Here is a 4,053-nt window from a genome sequence, read left to right as displayed (position 1 = left end):
ACGAATTCATCACTGTCGAACTTTCTGACGAGAAGCCGCCTCCAGCCGCCGAGGTCACCAAGCCGTTCTTTACGAGTTTAGTAATGGAATGACGGTTTGCGGCGTGTCGCGACGACATCCTGTTCATCGTCAACCCAGCACCGACCTCGGATCGCGCGCGCCCCAGCGGTTGGCTTCCACCAGCGCGATGAAGCGCTCGACCATGTCGTTGAACAGCGCCGGCTCTTCCAGATTGAGCACGTGACCTGATTTGGGAAAGAAGGTCAGGCCCGCCGCCGGCAGATGCTTCTTCAGGAACAGGCTCGGTTCGACGCAGGCGTCGTCCTCGTCGCCGCAGATGATCAACGCCGGCGTGGTCGCGCGCTTGATCGCTTCCGTCAGCGTGTCAATCGAGGGCCGGCCGCCCTGAAAGCCGCGCATGGTCTTGGCCGAACCCTTGGAGTCGTGCCGCGCGAGCGCCGCATAGAAGTCCGCATGCCCGCGCGGGTCCTTCACCAGGAAGGGAATCCGCCCCGGCGCCTCGCGGGTCACCTTCGCCACTTCCACCGAGCCGATCTTTTCGAACTGCTCGGCGGTCTCAACGCAGGTTTTCCGGAACGTCTCGAGATTTTCCAGGCTCGAACCCGAACCGACACCGGCCAGCGTCATCGACAGCATGCGTTCCGGCGCGTGGAGGGCAACCTGCAGCGAGGAATAGGAACCCATCGATAGCCCAACGAAATGTGCCTTCGCGATGCTGAGATGGTCGAGCACCGCGAGCGCATCCGTATAGAAGTGCCTGTAGCTGTAGTCTTCGGCCGAGGGCGGCACGTCGGACGGAGCATAGCCGCGCGCGGAATAGGCGATGCAACGATGGCCGCGCGAGAAATAGCGCATCTGCGGCTCCCAGTTGGTGTGGTCGGCCGCAAACTCGTGCAGGAAAAGAATGGGCGTGCCGCTGCCGGTTTCCTCGAAATAGAGGCGGGTTTTGTCGTTGGCGATGGCGTAGGGCATTCCTTCCTTCTCCTGTTGTTCTTGTCCTGTTGCCTTGCGCGCCCGGGGAGCGCCGTCCGAAGAAATTCGCAGTCAATGCCAGTGGAGTGGATTTGACATTCGCTACACACCAAGCCGCGAGTTCGGAAAGCGAATGTCAAATCCTAAACTCCACTGAAAACATCGAACTGCTAGTGGTCCTGCGCTTCTAACATTCGCAAAAGTGGCCGCTGATCAAGGATGCGAATGTTAGAATTGGACCACTAGGGCTGCAATGGGGCAACCACCGTTTCATTTTCGTCACGGAATCCTCGCGGAATCACCCCGGAACGGATCGGGCGTCGCCACATCGCGTCTTGCTCTCGCCACACCGCGATTTTCTTAAGCGCCCCGGATGCCGGCCGCTTCCAGGCCGGTGGGGAACTCGGGGGCGTCAAAAATAAAAAAGGACTTGTTGCGTATGCTTCATTCATCCACGTTCCGTCGGTCGCTGATTGCGCTGGCGTTGTGTTCAACTGCTTTCGCTGCGTCAGTCACGCCGGCTGCGGCCCGGTCGCATCACGGTTCACGGCGATATGCCCACGCGCACGATATGGGTCACCACGCGAGACGGCATTACGCCGTTCGTCACTTCCGCCACATCGCGCGCGGGTCGCGTTGGGATGCGGGCGTCGCGGAAATGAGAGCGCGAGGTCTCGGCAACGCAAATGCCAGCATCGGGCCGGATTCATTCTCCGGCGGCAAGGCGACGTCGGGCGGGTTCGCTTCGTCGGATCTGGTCTCCGAGGCGCGCCGTTACCTCGGCGGCAATCCGACCAGCCGCGCCAGCCTGTGGTGCGCGCGCTTCATGAACATGGTGTTGCAGCGAACCGGCCATCGCGGGACCGGCTCGGACATGGCGAACTCGTTCGCAAGCTATGGTCAGCGCGTTTCCGGGCCGGAGGTCGGCGCGATTGCGGTGATGGGCCGGCGCGGCGGCGGCCATGTCGGCATCATCACCGGCATCGACGCGCACGGCAATCCGATCATGATCTCCGGCAATAACGGCAACCGGGTCAAGGAAGCTCCGATCTCGCGCGGCCGGATCTACGCCTACGTGATGCCGAACTGATCGCCAGTGAAGGCGGCGGTGCCTCTTCACCTCCCCCGAGACCCCCCACCCAATATTCTTTGACCCCCACCCCAATATTCTTTGACCCCCACCCCAACCCTCCCCCTTTTCAGGGGGAGGGAACATCCTCCTGCCGGTCACAGGGAGAGGCCATTTGTCCGAGAGCGATGGGATTCCACCAGCCGCGCCCGCGCACGAATTTGTGAAAATACCTCTTCCGTTTGCCGGCCAGCCTTCCCACATTTGCCCCAAGCCGACGCAAGGGTCCCACACCCGCGGCCGGTGACGGCCGCTGCCGGTTGAGGAACATCAATGCGATCAGCGGAAACCCAATGAAGATGCCGCCTCCATGCTTTCGAGGTGGAGCGGCAGGCTGAGGGAAATCACATGAATATCGAAAAATATACCGAGCGCGCGCGGGGCTTTGTCCAGTCGGCGCAATCACTGGCGACGCGCGAGGGGCACCAGCAGTTTTCTTCGCTGCATATGCTCAAGGTGCTGCTGGATGACAGCGAGGGTTTGGCCAGCGGCCTGATCGACCGCGCCGGCGGCAACTCGCGCGCCATCCTGAAGGCGACCGAAGACGCCCTGAACAAATTACCCAAGGTTTCCGGCAGCGGCGCCGGACAGGTTTACCTCGCGCCCGATCTTGCCCGCGCGTTCGATGCGGCCGAGAAGGCAGCGGAGAAGGCCGGCGACAGCTTTGTCACGGTCGAGCGGCTGTTGCTCGGCCTTGTGCTCACCAAGGATGGCGAGGCGGGCGGCATCCTGCGCAAAGGCGGGCTGACGCCGCAAAACCTCAATGCGGCGATCGAAGCCTTGCGCCACGGCCGCACGGCCGACAGCGCCACGGCCGAGAACGCCTATGACGCCTTGAAGAAATATGCGCGCGACCTCACGCAGGCGGCGCGCGAGGGCAAGCTCGACCCCGTGATCGGCCGCGACGAGGAAATCCGCCGCACCATCCAGGTGCTTTCCCGCCGCACCAAGAACAATCCGGTGCTGATCGGCGAGCCTGGCGTCGGCAAAACCGCGATCGTCGAAGGCCTCGCGCTGCGCATCCTCAACGGCGACGTGCCGGAGAGTTTGAAGGACAAGAAGCTTTTGTCGCTCGACATGGGCTCGCTGATTGCGGGCGCCAAATACCGCGGCGAGTTCGAGGAGCGGCTGAAGGCCGTATTGTCGGAGGTCACCTCGGCCGAGGGTTCGATCATCCTGTTCATCGACGAGATGCATACGCTGATCGGCGCCGGCAAGGCTGACGGCGCGATGGATGCGTCCAATCTCCTGAAACCCGCGCTGGCGCGCGGCGAACTGCATTGCATCGGCGCCACCACGCTCGACGAGTACCGCAAGCATGTCGAGAAGGATGCCGCACTGGCGCGGCGCTTCCAGCCGATTTTCGTCTCGGAGCCGACCGTCGAGGACACGATCTCGATCCTGCGCGGCCTGAAGGACAAATACGAACAGCATCACGGCGTGCGCATTACCGACTCGGCGCTGGTGGCGGCCACCACGCTGTCGAACCGCTACATCACCGACCGCTTCCTGCCGGACAAAGCTATCGACCTGATGGACGAGGCGGCGGCGCGGCTGAAGATGCAGGTCGATTCCAAGCCGGAAGAGCTGGACTCGATGGACCGGGAAATCATCCGGCTCAAGATCGAGCAGGAAGCTCTCAAGAAGGAGAGCGATGCCGGCTCCAAGAGCCGGTTGAAGACGCTGGAGAAGGAGCTTGCCGAACTCGAGGAGAAGTCGGCGGCGCTGACCGCGCGCTGGAGCTCGGAGAAGAACAAGCTGTCGAACGCGCAGAAGCTCAAGAGCGAACTCGACGGGCTTCGGTTCGAACTCGCCAACGCCCAGCGCCGCGGCGAATTCCAGCGCGCGGGCGAACTGGCCTATGGCCGGATTCCCGAGCTTGAGAAGAAGCTCGTCGACATCGAGGCCAACGAGAACGCCGAGATGATGGA

The 4,053-nt window shown here is 62.5% G+C and carries 3 protein-coding genes; 2 read left to right on the top strand and 1 reads right to left on the bottom strand.

Going from position 1 to position 4,053, the window contains the following annotated elements; translation table 11 throughout:
- Positions 1-129: 129 nt before the first annotated feature.
- Positions 130-993: an alpha/beta fold hydrolase gene (locus WB528_RS19760; protein WP_423890089.1), complete on the bottom strand. Its 864-nt coding sequence runs from the start codon at positions 991-993 to the stop codon at positions 130-132.
- Between the two features lie 439 nt (positions 994-1,432).
- On the opposite strand from WB528_RS19760, the gene WB528_RS19755 reads away from it, so the two are divergent.
- The gene (locus tag WB528_RS19755) at positions 1,433-2,083 is read left to right on the top strand and encodes a TIGR02594 family protein (protein WP_423890087.1); all 651 of its coding nucleotides are present in this window, start codon (positions 1,433-1,435) and stop codon (positions 2,081-2,083) included.
- Positions 2,084-2,470: 387 nt separating this feature from the next.
- Positions 2,471-4,053 (top strand): Clp protease N-terminal domain-containing protein (locus WB528_RS19750; RefSeq protein ID WP_423890086.1); only part of this gene is annotated, 1,583 nt, incomplete at its 3' end.

It is taken from the genome of Bradyrhizobium sp., assembly GCF_049586575.1.
In the GTDB taxonomy this organism is placed as follows: Bacteria; Pseudomonadota; Alphaproteobacteria; order Rhizobiales; family Xanthobacteraceae; genus Bradyrhizobium.
This window is presented reverse-complemented; position numbering and strand designations above follow the sequence as displayed.

Bases quoted from the DNA above. Each gene is read 5' to 3' on its own strand.
- WB528_RS19760 (WP_423890089.1), bottom strand. From the start codon at position 993: ATGCCCTACGCCATCGCCAACGACAAAACCCGCCTCTATTTCGAGGAA.
- WB528_RS19755 (WP_423890087.1), top strand. From the start codon at position 1,433: ATGCTTCATTCATCCACGTTCCGTCGGTCGCTGATTGCGCTGGCGTTG.